The sequence below is a fragment of the Acidaminococcus fermentans genome (assembly GCF_009696675.1).
In the GTDB taxonomy this organism is placed as follows: domain Bacteria; phylum Bacillota; class Negativicutes; order Acidaminococcales; family Acidaminococcaceae; genus Acidaminococcus.
In genome coordinates, this window is the sequence record NZ_VULN01000012.1 from 29,943 (window position 1) to 53,060 (window position 23,118).

A 23,118-nucleotide genomic window follows, 5' to 3' on the forward strand; every position below is an offset into this window, starting at 1 on the left:
TCAATGAAACGGATTTTATTTTTGCTGCTGGCGGGGGCTTTGGTGCTGCTGGCGGGATGCGGGGGAAAGACGGCCCCGGAAAAGACGAAAGAGGGGAAACTGCCGGTGGTGGCCAGTTTCTATGCCATGAAGGAAATGACGGAAGCCATCGGAGGGGACAAGGTGGCGGTGACCACCCTGATCCCGGAAGGGACGGAGCCCCATGAATTCCAGCCCACCACCAAAAGCATGAAGGACCTGAGCCGGGCCCGGGTCCTGGTGATCCAGGGACTGGGTATGGAACCCTGGGCGGAAGAAATGGTGAAGGCGGCGGAAAACCGGGACCTGGTCCAGGTGGTGGCGGCCCGGGAAGTGACTCCCATTGCCAATGAGGATGCCGAGGAAGCCAGGGAACACGGCCAGTATGATCCCCATGCCTGGCTGAGCCCTGCCTGTGCTCAGGTGGAAGCGGCGGCCATTGTCCGGGGCCTGTCCCAGGCGGATCCGGTCAACGCCGGCTATTACCAGGCAAACGGAGAAAAGTTCATCGGCCGTCTCCGGCAGCTGGAAGCTGCCTACAAAGGGAAATTCCAGGATCTCCCCCGGAAGGAATTCGTCACCGGTCATGCAGCCTTTGCCTATCTGTGCCGGGATTTCGGCCTGGAACAGAACAGCGTGGAAGGCGTCTTTGCCTCCGGAGAACCCAATGCCCGGCAGCTGGCCAGCCTGGTGGAATACTGCAGGGCCCATCAGGTCCGGACCATTTTCACTGAAGCGGCGGTAAGCCCCAAGACCAGTGAATCCCTGGCCCGGGAAGTGGGAGCCAAAGTGGTGCCCATCCACACCCTGGAAGGGGGAGAAGGGGAAGGAGACTATCTGGTCCAGATGGAAGAGAATCTGGCACGGATCTACGAAAGCCTGAAGTAGGGGGCCGCTGACAGAGGGGGCACGTTCCATGCCTCCCTCTTCATATTTTCTTCATATTTCCCCAACAACTCCTGCACAGGGAACGGGTATAATAAAGACAAAGGAAAAAGAAACCCACCCTCCTGGATGAGAAAGAAAGGATGATCCATCATGACAACCAAATTCAAGACTCTGGCAGTGGCAGCAGCATTCTTTGCAGCAGGAAGCATTGCCGGACCCCGTTTGCTGGCGGTATCTCCGGTTCATGCAGCGGAAGCGGTAACGGAAAATCAGCCGGTTGTACAAACGTTGGACAACCAGGTTGGATGCCCTTACTATCAGCAGAACGGACATCATCGGAGAGCCGGCCGCCGGGGCGGCTGCTGGAACCAGGACCGGCCCCCCTGCTGGGAAGACAACGGCCAGGGGCAGCAGAGCTGAAAAAAGGAGGTGTTGCACAGCAACACCTCCTTTTTATATAATGTCTCCAACAAGGAGGCGCTTATGGACAACTACTCTGTACTGCTGGTGGACGATGATCCCAAGCTGCTGGATCTTCTGGTGAACTATTTCCAAAAAGAACAATTTACGGTGTTTTCCGCCCGGGACGGGGAGGAGGCCCTCCGGGTCTTTGAACAGGAACAGCCCCAGCTGCTGGTGCTGGACCTGATGCTGCCCAAAATTGACGGCCGGGACGTGTGCCGGACCATCCGGCAGAAAAGCACTGTGCCCATTATCATGCTCACGGCCCGGGATGCGGAATTCGACCGGCTCATGGGACTGGAACTGGGGGCGGATGACTATGTGACCAAACCCTTCAGCATGCGGGAACTGGTGGCCCGGGTCCGGGCCCTGCTCCGGCGGACCTACGGAGCCTATGGCCAGCAGAAGCAGGAAAAACCGGAAACAGTGATCCGGGCCGGGAATCTGGAGCTGGATCTGGACCGGCATCTGCTGCTGCGCCAGGAAGGGGACGGCACCTGGAAATCCATCGAACTGACTCCCATTGAGTTCAGCCTGCTGGAAGTCCTTATGAAAAGCCCTGGCCATGTTTACAACCGGCTGCAATTAATGGAAAACAGCCATGGATTTGCCTTTGACGGCTATGAACGGACCATTGATGCCCACATCCGGAACCTGCGGCGGAAAATCGAACCGGATTCCAAAAATCCCCGGTACATCCTGACGGTGTACGGGATCGGCTACAAATTCGGAGGCTGAGGCCATGCGCTTTCACAGTGTACGGAACAAAATGATGGTGAGCACTTTCCTGCTGATCCTGGTCTGTGCCCTGATTGTGATTTCCATCTGCAGCCAACAGATGGAAACCCACTTTTTCCAGTATCTCCAGGATCCTTCCGCCCTGGCGGGCCAGCAGGGAGCCGGCGGCTATGGCCGGGGCATGGGCCGTGGGATGATGGGGGGCGGCATGGGCATGGGAGGCATGCACCACCGGATGATGCTGGGGGTGGCGGAACGGACCTTTGTGGAATCCTATCACCAGTCCCTGTGGTGGGTTGGCTTCCTGTTTGCAGGAGTGGGGCTGGTGGTCAGCTACTTCCTGTCCGGGAACATCACCCGGCCTCTCCGGCAGCTGTCCCAGGCGGCGGAAAAGATCCGTCAGGGGGACCTGAAACAGGAAGTCCCGGTGGATACCCAGGATGAAGTGGGCCAGCTGGCGGAAGTGTTCAACCAGATGTCCGCGGAACTGGCGGCCAATGAAAGCAACCGGCAGGAGCTTCTGGCCAACATCGCCCATGAACTGAAAACCCCGCTGGCGGTGCTCCAGGGCCACCTGGAAAGCATGCTGGACGGAGTGGAGGAACCGGCTCCGGACAAGCTGTTCTCCATGCAGGAAGAGGTTATGCGGCTGACCCGGCTGGTGGGAGATCTCCGGGATCTGTCCCTGGCCCAGGTTCATCGTCTGGAACTCCATCTCCAGCCGGTGGATCTGGATGAAAAAGTGGAACGGGCGGCGGACATGCTGGAACCTCTGCTGGAAGAAAAAAAGCTCCGGTTCGTAAAGGAACTGGCACCCGGTCTGCCGGAACGGCAGCTGGATCCGGACCGGCTGAACCAGATTCTGTACAACCTGATCACCAACGCCATCCGGTACACCCATCCGGGGACCCCCATCCTGCTGAAAACGGAACCGGCAGGAGACCGGGTGCGGCTGACCATTGCCGATGAAGGGCCGGGAATTGCCCCGGAAGACCTGCCCCATGTGTTCGAACAGTTCTACCGGGGAGACAAATCCCGGAACCGGGCTTCTGGAGGCAGCGGTATCGGGCTCTCTCTGGCCAAAAGCTTCGTGGAAGCCCAGGGCGGGACCATCACTGCCCGGAACCGGAAAGAGGGCGGGGCGGAGTTTGTGGTGGAATTGTAGGGCCGGCTGCATAGGCTGCCGGCCTGTTGGCGGTCCATGGTCAGCGGCCGTTGAACGTTGGCAGCTGACCGTTGACCGGGCTGTTGCCTAGGCAACAACCCCTTCATATTTTCTTCATATTCTCTTCCCACCATCTGCACATTCTATCCCTATAATACAACTATGATTTTAAGGAACTGCTGAAAAGGAGCGATGTGCAATGGTTATGACGAATTATATGGATCTGCTGGCGGCCAACCAGCCCTGGAACCTGATCCTGTTTATGGTGATCCCGGTGGTGCTGGCGGAATCCCTGGTGGCCACGGAATTCTACACCACCTATTACAACGGCAAAGCGGCGGGCTGGAAGACCTGGAATCACTGGCTGGGAATTGCTGCCGGAGTGTATTTCGCTCTGGTAGTGCTGTATCTTCTGGTGAACGTTGTGCCCGGAATCCACTGGAAGGGCTGGGCGGACCAGCTGGCCATCGTGGCCTATCTGCTGGGAATCGTTCCCCTGGGGGCCATTGCTCTCATGGAACTGGGAATCACAGGGAAGCATCTCACGGATCAGCAGCGGACCCTGCGCCATTTCGGTCTTTTGATCGGGTTCCTGGTGGTGAGCCACGTGGCCATGGTGTTCGGCATGGTGGATCCCACCATTACCGGTTGGCAGCCTATGCCCGCTCCAATGCATCAGATGCACCAGATGGGGCATATGTAAGGGGGTGTGAATGTATCCACACCCCCGGTCGCGGGCCGTGGGTCATGGGTCGCGAGCCTGGACGTCCAAGCCGTTTGACCTTTTTCTATAGGATGACAAGGCAAAATCTGCTGGAATCAGCAAAACGGGTCCTTCGGCCAGCACTAACAAGCCCGCGACTCAAGGGGTTGTTGCACGCAACGTGCAACAGCCCCTTTTTATTTCCCCAACGCTTATTGCAGACAGTAAAAATTTCGCTGGGAAGTACGTAATTTTTTCCCCAAAAGGGAACTGCTTTTGATTGGAAACGCATCCGTTGGATGCTAACCCACCACCATTGCGCAAGCGCAACGGTCCCCCGCCCTTGAAACGGGCGGATATCTGCTCGGGCCTTCGGCCCATTGCATTATGTGAGTGCCATGGCATATGCCCTGGTACTCATTATCCGCCCTTTGCAAGGGCGGGGGACCAGCCAGTAGGCTGGTGGTGGGTTAGCAGCCGCAGGCTGCGTCCTCTTGCAAAGGAACCCGTGTCCGGGTTCCTTCCATCGGCCGTTGACCGCTGACCGGGGCGGCGCCTATGCCGCCTCTTAATACTTCTCCTTCATGAAATCCACAAAGGCCCGGACGCTGGCCAGAAGGTGGTAGTTTTTCCGGTAGTACATCCAGGTTTCCCGCATCAGGGGCTGGCCTTCCACAGTGGTGAGCACGGTGGGGTGGACCTGGGGAGTGTCCTGGCCGCAGCTCCGGGAGAGCAGGGTGAACCCCAGTCCTTCCTGGACCATTTTCAGGCAGGTGTCCATGGCATCGGTTTCGATGATGGTGAAGGGGGGCTTCCGGTAGTGGGCGTACCACCATTCGTCCAGCACGTTCTGGAGCATGGGGTCGGTGATGTAATGGATGTAGGGATAGCTGGGCAGCAGATCCATGTTCAGAGGGTCCCGGCTGAAGGCACAGAGAGGATCCTGCCACAGGAGCCGTTTTTCTTCGTTCCAGTTGTGGCCGCCCCGGACAATGCACACATGGTATTTCCCTTCCAGGAAGTCCCGGTACCGGTCATGGCTGAACCCGCTTTTCATGTGGATTTCGATCCGGGGGTAGGTCTGCCGGAACTGGGTCAGGATCCGGGGCATATGGTATTTGGCGAACACGTTGGAACAGGCAATGGACAGGGTGCCGGCCGGGTGGACCCTGGCGTCGGACAGGGTGTCCCGGATCTTCAGGTAGGAGGCTTCAGTTTTCAGGAAGAACCGGTACAGCAGTTCTCCTTCCGAAGTGAACTGGATCCCCCGGGGCTGGCGGAGGAACAGGGTACAGCCAAATTCCGCCTCCAGCCGTTTCAGCCGGTCGGTAAGGGCCGGCTGGGACAGGAACAGCCGCTTGGCGGTGTGGGTGATGTTCTTTTCTTCGTAGAGGGTCTTCAGCAGCAGGATGTCTTTGTTGTCCATAAGGGGGCCTCCTTCAGGGCTTAAAAGGATAAATATATTTTATCGCAAAACCGAATAAAATCCTATTTGTTTTTTAGGTCGGGAACAGGTACACTGAAAGGGAAAGAGGGGACAGCGGGCAGATCTCGAAAGAGAGCGTCGCCTCTTGGAAACCAGCAAACCCAAAAGGGACTGTTGCATGAGCAGCAGTCCCTTTTTGGGGTCTCGAGTCTCAAGCCATGAGTCTCAGGCCCATGGAAAGAACCTGTCCCGGTTCTCCCAATTGTGGAAAACCTTGAAACCGCCTGCCGGTGGTTTCAAAATAGCCATAGAATAATTTGATGGCTGATACAAATAAACACGTATTTGTGTTATTTCACAGAGAATTCTATGATAAGGCTGTGCACAATTGAATCGGAATTTTGGAGGAGGACAAAAATGGTTGAACTGATCCACGAGAATGTATATTACAGAGATGGACAGCTGCTGACGGAGCAGGAACTGGCTGCCCAGGGGGTTAAAGCCGACCGGGCGGAAGGGGTGAAGAAGACCCTGGCCTATCAGGTGATGGAAGCCCACCAGCAGGGCAGCGGGATGGAAGACCTCCATCTGAAGTTCGATGCTCTCACCAGCCATGACATCACCTATGTGGGGATCATCCAAACGGCCATTGCCAGCGGCCTGGACCATTTCCCCATCCCCTACATCCTGACCAACTGCCACAACAGCCTGGCCGCCGTAGGAGGCACCATCAACGAGGACGACCATGTTTTCGGCCTGTCTGCCGTGAAGCGGTTCGGGGGTCTTTACGTACCGCCCCATATGGCTGTCATCCATGAATACATGCGGGAACGGATGGCCGGCGGCGGGAAGATGATCCTGGGGTCCGACAGCCATACCCGGTACGGGGCCTTCGGCACCATGGCCATCGGGGAAGGAGGTCCGGAACTGGTGAAGCAGCTCCTGGGCCATACCTACGATGTCCAGCGGCCCCAGGTGATCGCCATTTATCTGAAAGGGAAACCCCGCCATGGGGTAGGGCCCCAGGATGTGGCTCTGGCCATTGAAAAAGCCGTTTTCAAAAACGGTTTCGTGAAGAACAAGGTGATGGAATTCATGGGACCGGGGATCGCCGGCCTGTCCATGGACTTCCGGAACGGCATCGACGTGATGACCACGGAAACCACCTGCCTGACCACCATCTGGTCCACGGACACCACCGTAAAGGACTACCTGGAACTCCACCACCGTCCGGAAGCCTACAAGGAAATGAAACCGGGAGATCTGGCCTGCTACGACGGAGCCGTGGTGGTAGATCTGGACAAGGTGGAATCCATGATTGCCATGCCCTTCCATCCCAGCCATGTGTACACCATCAAGGAACTGAACGAAGGGGGCAAAGACCTGCTGGCGGAAATCGAAGAACAGGCAGTGAACATGCTGGACAACAAGGAACTGTCCCTGGGTCTGGCGGACAAATACTATGACGGGAAGATGCACTGCGACCAGGGTCTGATTGCCGGCTGCTCCGGCGGTCTGTACGAAAACCTGGTGGCGGCCGCCCATATCCTGAAAGGAAAGAGCATCGGCAGCGAACGGTTCGCCTTCAGCGTCTATCCCTCCAGCCATCCCATCTATATGGAACTGATGCGCAACGGAGCCCTGGCAGATCTCATGGACGCCGGCGCCGTGGTCCGGTCCGCTTTCTGCGGCCCCTGCTTTGGCGCTGGGGATACTCCCAACAACAAGGGATTCAGCGTCCGGCACACCACCCGGAACTTCCCCAACCGGGAAGGGAGCAAGCCTGGCAAGGGACAGATCGCTTCCGTAGCCCTGATGGATGCCCGGAGCGTGGCAGCCACGGCGGCCAACCATGGGGCCCTGACCCCGGCCACGGAGGTGGACTACGACGACAGCGTGCCGGCTTACCATTACGACAGCCTGCCCTATGACCACAAGGTGTTCGACGGCATCGGCCAGCCGGACAAAAAGGAAGAGCTGGTGTACGGACCTTCCATCAAACCCTGGCCTTCCATTGAAAAGCTCAACAAGAACCTGCTGCTGAAAGTGGCTGCCTGGATCGATGATCCGGTGACCACCACCGACGAACTGATCCCCTCCGGGGAAACCTCTTCCTACCGGAGCGATCCCTATGCCCTCAGCGAATTTGCCCTGAGCCGGAAGGTGCCGGAATATGTGGGACGGGCCAAAGCTGTCCGGACCCTGGAAAAAGCCCGGCAGGACGGGGAAAACTGTGAAGAACTGAACAATCTGTACAGTTCTGTAAAAAATGCTCTGTGTTTGCAGGAATCTGTGGACCAGATGGAGAAAGATACTTCTGTAGGTTCGGTGGTCTATGCCAACAAACCGGGTGATGGGTCCGCCCGGGAACAGGCGGCTTCCTGCCAGCGGGTACTGGGCGGGGCAGCCAACATTGCCTTGGAATATGCCACCAAACGGTACCGCAGCAATGTGATGAACTGGGGAATGCTGCCGTTCCTGACTTCCTATGAAGACTCCCGGAAACTGGCGGTGGGGGATCTGGTCTATGTCCCCAATGTTCGGGAAATCCTCCTGAGTGACAAGGATGAATACAAGGGCTTCCTGATCCGGGACGGAAAGAAGACCGGGGAGATCACCCTGCACTTGGGCAGTGTGGAACCCTCCCAGAAAGACATCCTGGCTGCAGGCTGTCTGATCAACTACTACGCAGGCAGCAAAAAATAAGATCTGCCGTCCAACCTGAAGAGGAGAAGGCGGGCACAGGCCCTTCCTTCTCCTGCTTCCTGGCAGAAAGGAGTACAACATGTTGTTAGGTATTGCTGGTTTCGTCCTGATCGGACTGGTCGTGTACTGTCTGATCTCCTCCAAGATGAATGCCATCCCCATTTTCGTGGCATTCCCCATTATCATTGCCCTGCTCTGCGGTTTTGCCCCTGCAGAAGTATTCGCCTTCATCAAAAAAGGCGTGGGCACCACCATGTCCACCGCCATCCTGTTCCTGTTTTCCATTGTTTACTTTGCTTTGATGAATGATGTGGGCATGTTCGATCCTCTCATGAACTTCCTGGCCAAGAAAGCCGGGAACAACATTGTCCTGGTCACCATCGCCACCGGGATCATCGCCACCATCGCCCACCTGGACGGCACTACTGCCGGGACCTGCCTGATCACCGTCCCTGCCATGCTGCCCCTGTACAAAAAGCTCCACATCCGTCCTGTGGTGCTGTGCTGCATCATTTCCGCCGCCATCAGTATCATGAACCTGACCCCCTGGGGCGGCCCTGTGGCCCGTACTGCCATTATCCTGAAAACCGATGCCAGCATCCTGTGGCATGAACTGCTGCCTCTCCAGGGTGTGGGCCTGATCATTGTGCTGGCCTTTTGCATTTACCTGGGCCTCCTGGAAAAGAAACGGGGCGCCGGCCTGAACCCCACCGGGAAGGCTGCGGAACTCAGTGAAGACCTGAGCATGGCCGGGAACGATGCGCCGGCTGATCCCAGCCTGAAACGGCCCAAACTGGTGTGGATCAACTGGCTGGTGACCCTGGTGGTCATCCTGCTCATGTGCTTCACCAAGATTCCTCTCTACGGCGCCTTCATGATCGGCCTGGCCGCTGCCCTGATCATCAACTTCCGTTCCGCCAAGGAGCAGGCCAACGCGGTGAAACGCCATGCTTCCGCGGCTCTTTTGACTCCCATGATCCTTTTGACCACCGGGATCTTCCTGGGGATCCTGAACGGCACCGGGATGATGAAGAGCATGGCCAATATCCTGATCTACATTATGCCGGATGCCCTGGGGCCCAAACTGGCCACCGTCATGGGCTGCCTGTCCGTGCCTTTCGGCATGATGCTGGGCACCGACTCCTTCTTCTTCGGCTTCATGCCTCTGTGCATCGGGGTGGCGGAGAAGTTCGGGGTGGCCGCTCACGATATTGCCATGAGCATGCTGATCGGGAAAGACTTCTGCATCATGGTGACTCCTCACAACGCCACCACCTGGCTGCTGATCGGCATGGCCGGGGTATCCCTGAAGGAACAGCTGAAATTCTCCGCTCCCTATCTGTGGATCCTCAGCATCATCACCGTATTTGCTGCCGGGATCATGGGTGTGTTCCAGATGTAAAAAAAAGGGGGTGTCGCACGTTCCGTGCAACACCCCCTTAGCTGTAGAGCCGCATAGCGGCTCAAGTCTGGAGTCTGAAGTCTGAAGCCGAATGTTAAATTTGCAGGCAAATTTTTGAATATGTAGAACCTTTAGACGAAATGGTCGCTCAGATTGAATTCGATTCTGGTTTTACATAATCAAAAGGATCCGTCCAGCCAGGCGGATCCTGTCCTGAGGCTTCCGACTTCAGACTCCTGACTTCCGACTAAGGGGCTGTTGCGCATGCAACAGCCCCAACAAAAACAGCGGCAGAGCTGCGCTTCTCTGCCGCTGTTTTTGTTTGAAGGTTGACAATAAAAAAGGGTCGGTTGGGGAGGGCCTGAGGAGTGGCGGTCCCTCCCAGAGAGGGAGTGGAGGCACCGGGGCACACAACCCGGTGTTTCCTTTATGACAATGAGCTGAAGACCATCGGTAGGAAGGTCCTCAAAGACAATAAGCAAGGGGAGTGGCTAATGGTTAGGAAATCATAACCATTAGCCTTGAAAAAAATAAAGACAATGCGGTTAGTCTTTACTTACAGGAGCAATTCTAGCATACATCCACTAGGGATGCAAGCTTTTTTCGAAAAAACTTTTAAAAATTTTTCTGCCACTGTTTCTCCCCTGTAGATATTGTACTCTATTTCTGTTAAAAAACAAGGAAAAATGCGGCTTATAACCTGGTGAAAATATTTTAGGTTACACTAACTATAATCAATAGGAGTTCTTCTGCAGATCCACCCTTCACTGGCTTTTCATTTTCCTCTGCTATCCTGTACAATGTAGAAGTATGGGAGGGATGCTGCATGAAAATCCTTGTGGTGGAAGATGAACCCACGCTGAATAAAATCATCGCCAAACGGCTGAAGATCGAAGCCTACTCCGTGGACTGCGCCTTCAACGGGAAGGAAGCCCTGGAGTATCTGGACGCCGCGGAATACGATCTTTTGATCGTGGATATCATGATGCCGGAAATGGACGGGCTGACCCTGGTGAAGAAGATCCGGGAAAAGGGCAGCCGGGTGCCCGTCCTGTTCCTGACGGCCCTGGACAGCACCCAGGACAAGGTCACCGGCCTGGATGCCGGGGGAGATGACTACCTGGTGAAGCCTTTTGAATTCGATGAGCTGCTGGCCCGGATCCGGAGCCTGCTCCGGCGGAGCAATGCCCAGCAGACAGCCCGGACCCAGCTGATCCTGGCGGATCTCACCCTGGATACCCGGACCCATCAGGTGACCCGGGGGGGCCAGGAGATTTCTCTGACTCCCAAGGAGTTCTCCGTGCTGGATTATCTCCTGCGGAACCAGGGGACGGTCCTGTCCCGGGAACAGATCCTGGAACACGCCTGGGATTTTTCCTATGAAGGGTATTCCAATATGGTGGATGTGTACATCAAGACCCTGCGGAAAAAAATCGACAAAGATTTCGAACCCAAACTGCTCCACACCGTAAGAGGCACCGGCTATGTCCTTAAAGTATAAAACAGCCGTCTGTCACTGGCTGCAAAAAAGGTGGAAGCAGCTGAAGAGTCTCCCGGTTTCCCTCCGGGTCACTTTGTGGTACACCCTGTTCCTGTCCATCATCCTGCTGCTTTTCACCGGGGTGATCCTGAAAATGGGGGCGGATTATGAAAAACGGACCGCCACCCGGAGCCTGACCAAAGCGGTGGAAAAAGCCGGGGACCGGTATATGGAAAAAGGGGGGAAATTCCGGGCCTATGATGACAATGTGTATCTGGCCTTACGGGACGATCGGGGAAATCTGCTTCAGGGGACGGAACCGGAAAACGCGCCTCATCCGAAGGAGCCCGTGTTTGGCCGGGGACCTCAGCCGGTGGTGATCAATGGGGTGCCCTATCATTATCTGGATCTGCCCCTGCGGCCGGATCGGGAGGAATTCCGGAAAGGGACATACCACGGGCCGGGCCGGTTCATCCGGGGCTATCTGGCGGATACGGTGTATGCCCGGTACCATCAGGCCATGCTGCTGGGGGCGCTGATTGCCCTGCCCCTGTTCCTGATCCTGGTGACCCTGGGGGGCTACAAGATCATCAAACGGAGTTTTGCTCCGGTCAGGGCCATCAGCGAGGCGGCCCGGGCCATTGGGGAAACCGGGGACCTGTCCCAGCGGATCCCCCTGGACGACAGCCGGGATGAGATCCACCAGATGGGCCGGACCTTCAACTGGATGCTGGGACAGATCGAAGAACTCCTGGAACGGGAGAAACGGTTCACTTCCGATGTGTCCCACGAACTGCGGACTCCCACGGCGGTGATCATGGCGGAAAGCGAATTCGGCAAGGATTATACGGACAATCTGGAAGAAGCCCGGGAGGAATTCCAGCATATTTTCCAGCAGTCCCGGCGGATGAGCCAGCTGATCAACCAGCTGCTGGAACTGTCCCGGCTGGGGAACCGGAAGAATCTGGAACTGGTGCCGGTGGACCTGAGCCGGCTGGTCCGGGAGACCCTGGAGGATTATCAGAAGCTGCCCCAGGCGGGGAAATTCCAGTGGGAGGCCCGGATCGCTCCGGATCTTCAGGTGCTGGGGGATGAACCGCTGCTGAACCGGATCCTCAGCAACTATCTGGACAATGCCTTGAAGTTCACCCGGACCCGGATCCAGGTGAGACTGGAAGAAGCCGAGGGAGGCGTCCGGCTTTCCATTACCGATGATGGGAACGGCCTGCCCCGGGAGGAACTGGATAAGATCTGGAACCGGCTGTACCAGGCGGATCCTTCCCGGAACAAGAAACAGAACACAGGCCTGGGATTGGGGCTTTCCTTCGTGGCCGCCGCCGCCAAACTGATGAAAGGCAAAGCCGGCGCCGAAAGCCAGGTGGGAAAGGGAAGCACCTTCTGGCTTTTCATTCCTTTTTCATCTTCCTCCCCTATACTGTAACCATCAAAAGGAAAACACAGCATCCATCTGAGGAGGGTTTGTTATGGAAAAGGAAAAAATGGAACAATGCAAAGCACGTTTGGTTGAAGCAGCACAATGGGGCCGGAAACAGATCACCCCTCAGCGGCTGAAGAAAGGCGCCGGGTGCCTTGTGGCCCTGGCCATTGTGGCCGGGGGAGGCAAGTTCGCCATGCACAAGGCCAAGGCGGAAGCCAGGCTCCAGGAAGCCCAGGCCAAGACCCGGATGCTCCAGAACATGGCGGCCCAGCAGAATATTACCCTGGTGTCCACTGATGCGGTGAAGGAAAGCATTGCCAGCACCCTGGGAACGGATCCTTCCTCCATCACCTTCCAGAGCATTACCCTGGATGACCGGAAACCGGGAGAAAAGAAGGAAGAACGGAAGGACAGCCGGACCGGAGCCACTTCCCGGCAGCCGGGGATGCCCCGTCCGGAAATGGCCAAGGCGGCCAATGCTTTCCCGGGGGTGTATCTGGCCCGGTGTGAAAAAGACGGCATGGGCTACCAGTTCCTGGTGGATGCCCAAAGCGGACAGGTCCTGCACGGACAGGTCCATAAACTGAATCCCATCCAGCAGAAGGCAGGGTGGTGGAGATAAAAAAGTGGTGCCTGTGCAAAAAATACACGCAGGCACCACTTTTTTTGTCAACGGTCAGCAATTCCCCTCATACACGTACTTCAGCCATTTCCTGGCCAGAGCGGCCAGATGGTACACCGTTTCCACCGGGGTGGGGGGCAGGTCCAGGTGCCAGCGGGGGAAGTACCGGGAAATGTGGAGGGGGAGATCCGGGGAGAGGGAGGCCAGCCATCGGGCCTCCTTTTCCATGTCTTCCTCTCCGTCATTTTTCCCCGGGATCACCAGGGTGGTCACTTCCACATGGCAGCCGACTTCCACTGCCAGCCGGATATGGGTCTTCACCGTTTCCAGATCCCCCTGGAGCCACTGGTAGAACTCCGGGGTGAACCCTTTCAGGTCGATGTTGGCGGCGTCCACCGGGGGCAGCAGGGCTTCCCAGGGCTTCCGGCACAGGAACCCGTTGGTCACCAGGACCGTGGCAAGGCCGTGCTCTTTCAGCAGACGGGCACAGTCCCGGACATATTCATAGCCCACCAGGGGCTCGTTGTAGGTAAAGGGCACCCCGATGCTGCCGGCTTTTTCCCGGTATTCCAGGGCCAGGGCCAGCAGCTGCTCCGGATCCAGACGGAGCCGGGCGGTTTCCGGTCCGGCTTGAGCAATGGAGGCGTTCTGGCAGAAGGGACACCGGAGGCTGCAGCCCCAGCTGCCCAGGGACAGGATCTGGCTGCCGGGATGGAACCGGCGGAGGGGCTTTTTCTCGATGGGGTCCAGGGCCAGGGAAGTGAGGAAGCCGTAATTGTCCGGCAGGATGCGTCCGTCCCGGTTGGAGCGGGCCCGGCAGAAGCCGGCCTGCCCCGGGGCCAGCCGGCAGTGATGGGGACAGAGAGGGCAGGTGAGCAGGGCGTCTGTTTCCGTCATCTGTGTCTCACCACCTGGAACCGGTACAGTTGGACAGGCTCTGTGGCCGCTATATTTCCTTTCTGACGGGCGATGGCAATCTGTTCCTCCGTTGTATCCACTCCATCCAGATCCGGCAGCAGAAGACCTCTCCGTTCGTCCCGGGCACTTTTCACAATGACGCCGTACTTCCGGGGATCCAGTCCTTCAGGTCCGGAAACCGGTTCCGGGGTGCTGAGCACATCCACATTGTATTCCAGGAAGGGCAGTTCTTCCGGCCGTACCGGTGGGAACCGGGGATCCCGGGAGGCGGCGGAGATCCCGTTCCGGAGGATTTCTTCCGCCACATTGGCCTGGGTGGGCAGGAAGGTGCCGATGCAGCCCCGGAGCTGGTCATGGAGATGGAGGGAGACAAAGGCACCTGCCCGGGTCTGGAGCATCTCCGGGGGGAGATGGGCCGGCAGGGAGGCCATTTCCCGGTGCTTCACCCAGGTTTCCACGGACAGCCGGGCCAGCTTCACATAGGGATCTTCCCGGGCGATCCGGTCCTCCCGCTGCTGCTTCTCCGCCTGGAGCAGCGGAGAAAGGAACTGCCTGGCAGGATCCGGTCCCTGGGGCAGGAAGGAAGCCACTCCGTAGCCCACCCCGAAGGGTCCCTCATAGGACAGGAGACGGGAGGCCACGTCCCGGCCGTCCCAGGCACCAGCCATGATCCAGAAGGAGCGGAGACCGCATTCCGCCGCCCGGGTGCACAGGGAATGGTCCAGGGTCAGGAGCCGGAAAAAGTCCCCCTGGCCCAGGGCTTCCGTGCACTGCCGGTCGAAGACGGGACCTTCCGGCACATAGCCGTAGGGACCGTCCTCCTTCAGTTTGTGGGACAGGTCCCCGCTGGCGATGAACACCGCCCGGCGGCCCAGCTTGTCCGCCGCGTCCCGGATGCACCGGCCGAAAAGGTAATGGACATCAGGACCGAAGCCGGACAGGCCGATCCGGACCACTTTCACCTGGTCCAGGGAACCGTATTTCCGGTAAAAATACAGGGGAATCATAGTGCCGTGGTCCAGGTCCGGATTCCGTTCCCCTTCAAAACCCGCCGGGATCCCGGCTTTTTCCGCTTCGTCGGCGATCAGGGATGCCAGCTCCTGGTCATAGGCTGCGGAAATCTCCACCTGGGGGGCCCGGAACTGGGCGAAGTTCCCCTGGGCCTTCCGGCCCGGGGCCATGTGGAAGTAGTCCAGGTACATTTCCGCATGGGGACTGGTGATGATCAGGGTATCCGGATGGAGCTCCGCCGCCTGTTTCATGACTGCCTCATAGGCAGCGGTGGTGGCGGCGATTTTTCTCTCCTCCCCCCGGCCCACTTCCGGCAGGATGATGGGGGGATGGGGGACCGCAAAAGAAGCAAGGATTGTCATAGGAAACACCTCTCTTTCCTTTATTTTAGCACAGAAAAGGCTGCCGCATTGCGGCAGCCTTTTCAGCCTCTTTTCCGAAACAATTCAAACAGATGCACCGGGGTACCGGAACTCCAGCTGTAGCCGGGGCACTGTTCCTCCACCTTGGCCTTCACCGCTTCCAGGTCGTGGAACACGTCCCATTTGGCGGCGATCTGGGCCTGACCGGTGAGCCGGAGCAGGTAGGAGGGATGGAAGGTGGCCAGGCAGGGGAGCCCTTCCCCTGTGGTGAACCACTGGCCCCGTTCCCGGGTGATCCGGGCTTCCGGTCCCTTGAAGTACCGGAGAGCCACACTGCCCAGGGCCAGGATCACTTTGGGCCGGAGGAGCCGGATCTCCTGTTCCAGCCAGATCCGGGCGCAGAAGGCTCCTTCTTCCACGGTGGGGGTCCGGTTCCCTTTGGGCCGGCATTTGATCACGTTGGTGGTGTAGACCCGGTCCCGGGTGATCCGGACGGACCAGAGGGCCTTGTCCAGCAGCTGGCCGCTGGGGCCGATGAGAGGACAGCCGTAGTCATCCTCCACTCCGCCCGGGCCTTCGCCCACGATCATGAGAGGGCTTTCCAGGCTGCCGAACCAGCCCACCGGGGCCTGGCAGTCCCGGCGGAGGGGGCAGGAGGCACAGTCCTCCAGCTGTTTTTTCAGTTCCTCAAAGGTAGTGGCAGGTTCCATGGATTTGAATGCTCCTTGTTGTATGGTTGTCAGTGGTCAATGGTCAACGGCCTGCTGCTCAGGCAGCAGACCCCTTCTCCTTCATCCTCTCCAGGAAGAACCCGGCCAAAAAGCCGGTGAACAGGCCGGTGGGGATGCCGATGGCGATCAGCACCGGCAGGTAGGAGAACAGGGCCGGGGTCCGCATAATGGCCACGGCCACCAGAATCTGGCCGCAGTTGTGGAGGAAGGCTCCCAGGAGTCCCACTCCCACTGTGGAGAACCACTGGTGCTTCCGGGCCAGGGCCATGCCTCCAAAGCTCAGGGCGGCACCTCCCAGGCCGATCAGGAACCCGGGGGTCAGAAGGCCGGTGAACAAAAGACCGGTAAGGAGGATCCGGCAGGTCAGGAACAGGGCGGTCTTCCCCGGTCCGTACAGGTACAGCACGATGATGGTCACCGTATTGGCCAGGCCCAGATGGGCCCCGGGGAGGGGCAGCAGCCAGGCCAGGCTGGTTTCCGCCAGACGGAGGGCGATGGCCGCGGCCAGCAGTACTCCCAGCTGGGTGATTTCGTGGATGGACAGTTTATCGGAGGATGGCATCATGATCATTTTCCTTTGCAGCAGTGGTCAGGGTCAGCAGGACTTTTTCCGGTACGCAGGCGATGGTCTGGCCGGACCGGGTGATCTTGCCCTGGCGGACGCAGACCTGGTCCGGGCAGGGAGAGGACACCACCTGGCCCCCTTCCCGGTCGTAGGCCACCACCAGTTCCCCATGGTCCACCGGAATGATCAGTTTGGTTTCCGAGGTGACTTTTTTCAGTTCGATCCGCTGGATCACCTGCTGGTCCTTCCGGACCACCAGGACCTTGTCCCGGTCGGCGGTCCGGGAATGGAACAGGAACCAGCTTCCCAGGGCCAGCACCGCCAGCACCAGGATCAGCCAAAAATCATTCTTGCGCATAGGGTCTCCTCACTTTTCCGGGGTATAGATGTCTTTCAGACCGGAAGACAGGTAGGTGTTCCCGTCCAGGTCCACATAGAGCATTTCCAGATTGGGATTGTTCTCCACCAGGGCCATGGCCTGGTCTTCCGGCAGTACGAACAGCAGGGTGGAATAGTAGTCCGCCCAGAAGGCCGACCGGGTGACCACGGTAACGGACCGGGCATGCCAGGCAGGCCAGCCGGTTCGGGGATCCAGAATATGGTGGTACCGTTTTCCGTCCACCTCATAATACCGCTGGTAGTCCCCGCTGGTGGCAATGGCTGTACCATCCTTCACCGCCAGGGTCCCGATGATCTTTTGGGGATTCCGGGAATCCTGGACCCCGATCTTCCAGGGGCTGCCGTCTTCCTTGGTGCCCAGCACCTTGATGTTGCCGCCGGCGTTGATGAGAGCGGTCTTCACCCTTTTGTCCCGGCTCAACAGGTCCGCGGCCTGTTCCACTGCGTAGCCTTTGGCCACCGCTCCCAGATCCAGCTGGGTGCCGGGAGCCAGGGTCACCGTATTGGCGGCTGTGTCTACAGTATACTTCTCAGGGCCGGTTTTGGCCAGAGCCTGGGCGATTTCTCCCTCACTGGGGACGGTCTTGGTTTCCTTGTGGGCATTCCACACCTGGATCACCGGACCCAGGGTCAGATCCAGATCCCGGTTCCCCATGGGCCGGACCTGGCTCAGGATGTCCATGAGATAGGGGGAGGCCTTGTGGGGGCCCTGGCCGGCACTCTGGTTCACGGCGTACAGGTCTTCCGGCCCCTGTTGCGTATAGGGGTCCGTCTGGTTGGCAATGGTCTGGAACAGATGGAAGGCGTCATTGGTGGCTGCCTTCAGACCGTCGGTGTTGTTCCCGGTGGTGGTGATGGTGACGATGGTGTCCATCATGAACCGGGTGTCTTCCTGTTTTTCGGTTTGAAAAAAGCAGCCTGCACAAGTCAGGCTGCTGAAAACCAGAAGCGATGCTAACAGTTTTTTCATGAAGGCTCCCTGCATTATTCCTGCTTTTGGGCCTGGGCGGAAGGGCACTGAGCGGCCATGGCGCAGCAGGCACAGCCGGTGGGTTCGGCCTTCTTGGGGGCCTCCGGATCGCCTTCTACCGGTACGATGTCAACCAGGCACTTCCGCGGACATTTCTGTACGCAGATGCCGCAGCCATCGCACTTGGTGTAGTCAATGACCGGGATGCTGCCGTTGGGTGTATCTTCCAGGGTAATGCATTTCTGTGGGCAGTTCCGTACGCACATGCCGCAGCTGATGCAGGACACCTTGCAGTCGGTCATGGCGGCTTTGCCTTTTTCCCGGTTGTTGCACTGTACCAGGACTTTTTCGTTGGCCGGGATCATTTCGATCAGCAGCTGAGGGCAGGCCTTGGAGCAGGCACCGCAGCTGACGCATTTGTTGTAGTCGAATTCAGGCAGGCCGTTTTTCCCGATTTTCAGGGCGCCGAAGTTGCAGGCGTCCACACAGGCACCGTCCCCGAAGCAGCCGAAGTTGCACTGGCCGGGGCCGCCGGCGTTGGCAGCCTTCACATAGCAGTTCTTGATGCCTTCCCGGTTGGCCACAGGGGTCCGGTTGGCGGTGCAGCCGTTGCAGTGGAGACGGGGGATGCTGCGGACGGCGTTTTCGTCATCGTTGGATTCCACCCCCATGATGGCGGCAATGGCTTTTTTGTTTTCCGCGCTGCAGACCACGCATTTGGTGGCGTCTTTTTCCTGACCGGAAACAATGGCGTCAGCCATGGCCCCGCAGCCGGCAAACCCGCACCCGCCGCAGTTGGCGCCGGGCAGCAGGTTGGTGATCTCCCCGATCCGGGGATCTTCTTCAACGGCAAATTTCTTGCTGGCCGTAGCCAGTACCAGGCCGAATACGCCGCCCAGCACTGCGACCAGAATCACAGCAGTTGTAATCATAATTTTCAGCTCCTAACTCAATGGATGCCGCTCATCCCCATCATGGAAATGGACATGCAGCTGGCGGTGATCAAGGCAATGGGAAGGTTCTGGAGGCATTTGGGCAGAGCCTTTTCGTCCAGACGTTCACGGATGCAGGAGAACAGCAGGATGGCCATGGTGTAACCGATGGACGTACCGATGGAGTTCACACAGGAATCCAGGAAGCTGTAGTTGCTTTCCACGTTGATCAGCGCAATCCCCAGGATGGCGCAGTTGGTGGTGATCAGAGGCAGGTAGATACCCATGGCCTTGTGCAGGGAGGGCATGGCCTTTTTCATAAACATTTCAACCAGCTGTACCAGGGTGGCGATGGCCAGGATGAAGACCAGGGTCTTCAGGTATTCCAGGTGGTAGGGCACCAGGAGCAGATGATAGCAGGCGTAGGACAGCATGGTGGACAGCAGCATAACGAAGGATACGGCGGCGCTCATGCCCACGGAGTTCTTGAAGTTCTTGGAAACCCCCAGGAAGGAGCACATTCCCAGGAACCGGGACAAAATGATGTTGGAAACGAAAATGGAGCTGAAGAGAATGCCGAAAGTACTATGCATTGTGAGCACCTCTTTCTTTGAAGTAGTTGACTGTGGCGAATACAAAGCCCATGGTCAGGAAGGCTCCGGCCGGCAGGATGAAAATCAGTACCGGCTGATAAGCAGCAGGGAGAACGGCGTGGTCCAGCAGTTTGCCGGAACCGATCAGTTCCCGGAAGAAGGCGATGCAGCTCAGAGCGAAGGTGAAGCCGATGCCCATGCCGATGGCGTCCAGGGCGGATTCGATCACGCCGTGGTCGCAGGCGAAGGCTTCTGCACGGCCCAGAACGATACAGTTAACCACGATCAGAGGAACGAATACGCCCAGGGCTGCGTACAGCGCCGGTACGAAAGCGTTCATCAGCATTTCCAGCACAGTTACCACGGAAGCGATAACCACGATGTAGCAGGGAATATGGATCTGGTCCGGAATCAGTTTCCGGATGGCAGCGATGATCATGTTGGTGAAAACCAGCACGAAGGTAAAGGCACAGCCCATACCGATGGCGTTGGTCATGGAAGTACTGGTGGCCAGCGACGGACATACACCCAGCAGCTGGACGAACAGTGGGTTTTCCTTGATGATACCTTTGGTCAATTCATGCAGCATCTCGATCAGTCCTTTCCATTGGCATGATTCTTCATGTAGTCTTCCCGGGCGGCATTGACGCCGGTGACCACAGCTCTGGAAGTGATAGTTGCCGCAGTGATGGCCTTGATTTCATTGGGCTTGCCAGGTTCCTGTTTGGTGACCGCCAGGGCATCCTTCAGGGGTTTGCCCTTGAACTGGGCCTGCCAGGCAGGTTCCGTGCTCTTGGCGCCCAGGCCAGGGGTTTCACTGTGGTTCATGACTTTGATCCCGGTGATTTTGTCCCCATCTTTGGAGATGCCCACCATCAGGGTCACTTTTCCGCCGTACCCGCTGGGGGTCACGGTGTAGATGTAGCCGTTGGGCTTGCCGTTCTTGGAGGACTGCTGTACATCAGTGATCAGTCCGCCGGGAGCCGGCAGCTTTTTCAGATTGCCCAGATCGGGCAGCACCACCTTGTAGGCGGCCCGGGTATCGGCTTCATGTTTCTTGGCAATGGTATCCTTGGTCCCTTCATGGGCGGCGGCCACAAGACCTACGCTGACGCCGCAGATGATTGCCAGGATGCCGGTATATTTCACAAAGAGGTTGCTCATTTTTTCTGACCTCCTCCGAAGGATACGTTCCGAACGAACCGGTCAATCATGGGAGTGACCATGTTCATCATCAGGATGGAATAGCACACGCCTTCCGTGTAGCTGCCCCGCAGACGGATCAGGGAAGTCAGGACGCCCAGACCGATGGCATAGATGATCTTGCCTTTTTTGGTGATGGGGGAGGTGACCCAGTCAGTGGCCATGAAGAAAGCACCGATCATCAGGCCGCCGGCGAACAGATGGTACAGAGGGAAAGTGGAGGGATAACCCATCACAGCCCCATAGATCCCGGTGATCACAACCACCGTGCCCAGATAGAAGGCAGGGATCCGCCAGTCGATGAGCTTTTTCCAGATCAGGTACAGGCCGCCCAGGACCAGTGCAGGGACGCAGGTTTCACCCAGGGAGCCGCCCACGTTGCCGATGAACAGGTCGGACAGGGAAGGCAGCTGGGAGGCGGCGGCACCGCCGGCCTGCCATACTTTTTCCGTCATCCGCATTACGGCCAGCGGAGTGGCGGCAGTGGTGGCGTCAGCCCCGGCGGTGGTAGCTGTTACGGCAGCCGCTTTGGTGGCGGGGATGACCCAGGTGGTCATCTGCTGGGGGAAAGAAGCCAGCAGGATGGCACGGCCGATATGGGCCGGGTTGAAGATGTTCTTGCCCAAGCCGCCGAAAATGGCTTTGCCGATCACAACAGCGAACATGCCCCCCAGGACAGCCATGTAGCTGGGCAGGGAAGCAGGCAGGCACAGGGCCAGCAGGAGACCGGTCAGAGCAGCAGAGCCGTCTTTGATGGTGTCCTTCTTCACGCCCATAACCTTGTTGGCCAGTTTTTCAAAAATAATGGCAGAAAGCACGCAGCATACGATCACCCGGACCGCATCCACGCGGAAATAATAGACAGAAGCCAGGACAGCCGGTACCAGTGCCAGGATGACTTCCCGCATGGACTTGCTGATGGTGAGCCCACAGTGCATGTGGGGAGACGAGGAAACGAGAACCAGCGGTTTCGGTTCTTTAATAGGTTCCATAATCAATATCCAGTCCTTTCGCGAAATTATTTGTCGAATTTATAGAAGGGGTTGTGACCGCCGTCACCTTTCCCTCTGATAAATTGCTTGCCCATCCGGATGTACTGCACCAGAGGAATGTGGGCAGGGCATACGAAAGCACAGGATCCGCATTCGATGCAGGCATGGCAGAAGAACCGTTCCGCATCATCCCAGTTCTGTTTCTTCACAGCCTGGACGATTTCCGTGGGTTCCAGCTTCATGGGGCAGGCATCCACGCAGCGGGCGCAGTGCACGCAGGGATCCGGTTCATGATATTGGGCAAAAGGAGAGTTGGAATTGAAGATCAGGAGACCGCTGGAACCCTTGGTGATGGGGTAGTCCAGGGAGTTGACGGCAAAGCCCATCATCATCCCGCCGGAAATGATCTTTCCGGGAGCCCCTTCCAGACCGCCGGCGGCTTTTTCCACAGCGTCGCTGTAGAGGGTCCCCAGACGGACGATATAGTTCCCCGGTTTCTTTACGCCGTCACCGCTGATGGTTACGACTCTTTCGTACAGGGGGATGTTGTTCTTGACGGCCCGGCAGGCTGCCACCGCAGTGCCCACGTTGTCCACGATCACCCCTACATCCGCAGGCAGACCCCGGTCAGGGACCGTACGGCCGGTAGCGGCATAGATCAGGTGTTTTTCAGAACCCTGAGGGTACTTTTCCTTGCAGACGCAGACTTCGATGTTGGCTTCCCCGGCCACTTTCTTCTGCATCAGTTCGATGGCGTCAGGCTTGTTGTCTTCGATGCCGATGACGCCTTTGGCAGCGCCGGAGGCCAGCATGAAGTACTTCAGGCCCTGGATGATTTCGTCGGCGTATTCCAGCAGGGTACGGTGGTCAGCCGTGACGAAGGGTTCGCATTCGATCCCGTTCAGCAGGATCGTGTCGATGGGGCAGTGGCCTTCCTTGGGAGGAGCATACTTCACTGCCGTAGGGAAGGTGGCGCCGCCCATGCCGGCGATCCCTTTTTCCCGCAGGACCTGACGGATCAGATCCGGGGTGATTTCTTCCTCGCTGCGGGGTTTGATATCCTCGCACAGGGTGTCCTGGCCATCATTTTTGATGACCACGCACTGGGAAATCATGCCGTTGGGCATATACCGATTCTCCAGTTTCATGACCATGCCGCTGACGCTGGCATGGATGTTGGTGCTGACGAAACCGCCTGCTTCACCAATCACCTGTCCGATCGTGACCTTATCCCCTGGTTTTACCACCGGCTTGGCCGGAGCACCAATGTGCTGGGAAAGCGGAATGTACACCACGTCCGGAGCCGGGCATCTTTCGATGGCCACTTTGTCGGTCAAGGACTTGCTGGGGGGTACTTCTACACCGCCCATGAAACTTGCTTCTTGTGCAGACAT

Annotated in this window: 23 protein-coding genes; 10 read left to right on the plus strand and 13 right to left on the minus strand. The window is 58.0% G+C overall.

Going from position 1 to position 23,118, the window contains the following annotated elements:
- Positions 1 to 3 precede the first annotated feature (3 nt).
- The 5 genes from FX155_RS08670 to FX155_RS08690 all read left to right on the plus strand — a co-directional run bounded on the left by FX155_RS08670 (position 4) and on the right by FX155_RS08690 (position 3,974).
- Entirely contained in the window at positions 4 to 906 is a 903-nt protein-coding gene (locus FX155_RS08670; RefSeq protein WP_022487882.1) for a metal ABC transporter solute-binding protein, Zn/Mn family, read from the plus strand.
- A 150-nt stretch (positions 907 to 1,056) separates the two neighbouring features.
- On the plus strand, positions 1,057 to 1,326 hold the full coding sequence (locus FX155_RS08675; protein WP_022487883.1) for a hypothetical protein: 270 nt from the start codon (positions 1,057 to 1,059) through the stop codon (positions 1,324 to 1,326).
- Positions 1,327 to 1,389: 63 nt separating this feature from the next.
- On the plus strand, positions 1,390 to 2,106 hold the full coding sequence (locus tag FX155_RS08680; RefSeq protein WP_022487884.1) for a response regulator transcription factor: 717 nt from the start codon (positions 1,390 to 1,392) through the stop codon (positions 2,104 to 2,106).
- Between the two features lie 4 nt (positions 2,107 to 2,110).
- Complete coding sequence (locus tag FX155_RS08685) at positions 2,111 to 3,271, plus strand: sensor histidine kinase (RefSeq protein ID WP_022487885.1); 1,161 nt, start codon at positions 2,111 to 2,113, stop codon at positions 3,269 to 3,271.
- Positions 3,272 to 3,470: 199 nt separating this feature from the next.
- Complete coding sequence (locus FX155_RS08690) at positions 3,471 to 3,974, plus strand: DUF6803 family protein (RefSeq protein WP_154488445.1); 504 nt, start codon at positions 3,471 to 3,473, stop codon at positions 3,972 to 3,974.
- Positions 3,975 to 4,542: 568 nt separating this feature from the next.
- Here FX155_RS08690 and FX155_RS08695 read toward each other — a convergent pair.
- On the minus strand, positions 4,543 to 5,400 hold the full coding sequence (locus tag FX155_RS08695) for a LysR family transcriptional regulator (RefSeq protein WP_022487890.1): 858 nt from the start codon (positions 5,398 to 5,400) through the stop codon (positions 4,543 to 4,545).
- Between the two features lie 417 nt (positions 5,401 to 5,817).
- Between FX155_RS08695 and FX155_RS08700 the strand changes: the two genes are divergently transcribed.
- The 5 genes from FX155_RS08700 to FX155_RS08720 all read left to right on the plus strand — a co-directional run bounded on the left by FX155_RS08700 (position 5,818) and on the right by FX155_RS08720 (position 13,048).
- A complete protein-coding gene (locus FX155_RS08700; protein ID WP_022487891.1) occupies positions 5,818 to 8,106 on the plus strand; it encodes a hydratase in 2,289 nt (762 codons plus the stop codon).
- Between the two features lie 79 nt (positions 8,107 to 8,185).
- Entirely contained in the window at positions 8,186 to 9,508 is a 1,323-nt protein-coding gene (locus FX155_RS08705; RefSeq protein WP_022487892.1) for a CitMHS family transporter, read from the plus strand.
- 826 nt (positions 9,509 to 10,334) lie between these two features.
- Positions 10,335 to 11,009: a response regulator transcription factor gene (locus FX155_RS08710; protein ID WP_022487893.1), complete on the plus strand. Its 675-nt coding sequence runs from the start codon at positions 10,335 to 10,337 to the stop codon at positions 11,007 to 11,009.
- Entirely contained in the window at positions 10,993 to 12,429 is a 1,437-nt protein-coding gene (locus FX155_RS08715) for a sensor histidine kinase (RefSeq protein ID WP_154488446.1), read from the plus strand. The genes FX155_RS08710 and FX155_RS08715 overlap by 17 nt, the downstream gene beginning before the upstream one ends.
- 43 nt (positions 12,430 to 12,472) lie before the next feature.
- Positions 12,473 to 13,048: a hypothetical protein gene (locus FX155_RS08720; RefSeq protein WP_154488447.1), complete on the plus strand. Its 576-nt coding sequence runs from the start codon at positions 12,473 to 12,475 to the stop codon at positions 13,046 to 13,048.
- Between the two features lie 54 nt (positions 13,049 to 13,102).
- On the opposite strand, the gene amrS is transcribed toward FX155_RS08720, so the two are convergent.
- The 12 genes from amrS to rsxC all read right to left on the minus strand — a co-directional run bounded on the left by amrS (position 13,103) and on the right by rsxC (position 23,094).
- Complete coding sequence (amrS, locus tag FX155_RS08725; RefSeq protein WP_154488448.1) at positions 13,103 to 13,945, minus strand: AmmeMemoRadiSam system radical SAM enzyme; 843 nt, start codon at positions 13,943 to 13,945, stop codon at positions 13,103 to 13,105.
- Entirely contained in the window at positions 13,942 to 15,339 is a 1,398-nt protein-coding gene (gene amrA, locus FX155_RS08730) for an AmmeMemoRadiSam system protein A (RefSeq protein WP_154488449.1), read from the minus strand. Before amrA ends, amrS begins: the two co-directional genes overlap by 4 nt.
- Before the next feature lie 62 nt (positions 15,340 to 15,401).
- Positions 15,402 to 16,049 (minus strand): uracil-DNA glycosylase, encoded by a 648-nt coding sequence (locus tag FX155_RS08735; protein ID WP_154488450.1) that lies wholly within the window; start codon positions 16,047 to 16,049, stop codon positions 15,402 to 15,404.
- 58 nt (positions 16,050 to 16,107) lie between these two features.
- Positions 16,108 to 16,635, minus strand: a complete 528-nt coding sequence (locus FX155_RS08740; RefSeq protein WP_022487900.1) for a Gx transporter family protein — start codon at positions 16,633 to 16,635, stop codon at positions 16,108 to 16,110.
- Entirely contained in the window at positions 16,616 to 16,993 is a 378-nt protein-coding gene (locus tag FX155_RS08745) for a NusG domain II-containing protein (protein WP_022487901.1), read from the minus strand. The genes FX155_RS08740 and FX155_RS08745 overlap by 20 nt, the downstream gene beginning before the upstream one ends.
- Before the next feature lie 9 nt (positions 16,994 to 17,002).
- Positions 17,003 to 18,004 carry an FAD:protein FMN transferase gene (locus FX155_RS08750; protein WP_022487902.1) on the minus strand — a complete coding sequence of 334 codons (1,002 nt, stop codon included), beginning with the start codon at positions 18,002 to 18,004 and terminating at the stop codon, positions 17,003 to 17,005.
- A gap of 14 nt (positions 18,005 to 18,018) precedes the next feature.
- Positions 18,019 to 18,936 (minus strand): RnfABCDGE type electron transport complex subunit B, encoded by a 918-nt coding sequence (locus tag FX155_RS08755; RefSeq protein ID WP_022487903.1) that lies wholly within the window; start codon positions 18,934 to 18,936, stop codon positions 18,019 to 18,021.
- 17 nt (positions 18,937 to 18,953) lie between these two features.
- Positions 18,954 to 19,529 carry an electron transport complex protein RnfA gene (locus tag FX155_RS08760; protein ID WP_012937509.1) on the minus strand — a complete coding sequence of 192 codons (576 nt, stop codon included), beginning with the start codon at positions 19,527 to 19,529 and terminating at the stop codon, positions 18,954 to 18,956.
- A complete protein-coding gene (locus tag FX155_RS08765) occupies positions 19,522 to 20,118 on the minus strand; it encodes an RnfABCDGE type electron transport complex subunit E (protein ID WP_022487904.1) in 597 nt (198 codons plus the stop codon). Before FX155_RS08765 ends, FX155_RS08760 begins: the two co-directional genes overlap by 8 nt.
- A gap of 5 nt (positions 20,119 to 20,123) precedes the next feature.
- The gene (locus FX155_RS08770; RefSeq protein WP_022487905.1) at positions 20,124 to 20,693 is read right to left on the minus strand and encodes an RnfABCDGE type electron transport complex subunit G; all 570 of its coding nucleotides are present in this window, start codon (positions 20,691 to 20,693) and stop codon (positions 20,124 to 20,126) included.
- Positions 20,690 to 21,724, minus strand: a complete 1,035-nt coding sequence (locus FX155_RS08775) for an RnfABCDGE type electron transport complex subunit D (RefSeq protein ID WP_154488451.1) — start codon at positions 21,722 to 21,724, stop codon at positions 20,690 to 20,692. The genes FX155_RS08770 and FX155_RS08775 overlap by 4 nt, the downstream gene beginning before the upstream one ends.
- A 26-nt stretch (positions 21,725 to 21,750) precedes the next feature.
- Positions 21,751 to 23,094, minus strand: a complete 1,344-nt coding sequence (gene rsxC, locus FX155_RS08780; protein WP_154488452.1) for an electron transport complex subunit RsxC — start codon at positions 23,092 to 23,094, stop codon at positions 21,751 to 21,753.
- Positions 23,095 to 23,118 lie beyond the last annotated feature (24 nt).